Source organism: Gelidibacter salicanalis, assembly GCF_016469035.1.
GTDB classification, from domain to species: Bacteria; Bacteroidota; Bacteroidia; order Flavobacteriales; family Flavobacteriaceae; genus Gelidibacter; species Gelidibacter salicanalis_A.
Genome location: NZ_JAEHJZ010000339.1, coordinates 1 through 260, shown reverse-complemented (window position 1 = coordinate 260; position 260 = coordinate 1). Strand labels below are relative to the sequence as shown.

Below are 260 nucleotides of genomic sequence, written 5' to 3'. Positions count from 1 at the left end.
ATCCACTTAAACATAGACAGTGGCAGAACTTCAGTGTTAGTATTATTAGATCTCAGTGCTGCGTTTGACACTGTTGACCACAACATATTACTAGACCGACTGGAAAACTGGGTGGGACTTTCGGAAACAGTTCTAAATTGGTTTGAATCCTACTTAAAGGACAGAAACAACTTTGTTTCTATAGGTAAATACACATCTGAGTTGACAAATATGACATGTGGGGTACCTCAAGGCTCCATCTTGGGGCCTCTTCTCTTTAA

At 40.0% G+C, this 260-nt stretch carries 1 protein-coding gene; it reads left to right on the top strand.

All coding sequences use genetic code 11. The features are described from left to right. Positions 1-260: reverse transcriptase domain-containing protein (locus JEM65_RS21625; protein ID WP_199603834.1), on the top strand; the 260-nt coding region annotated here is incomplete at both ends.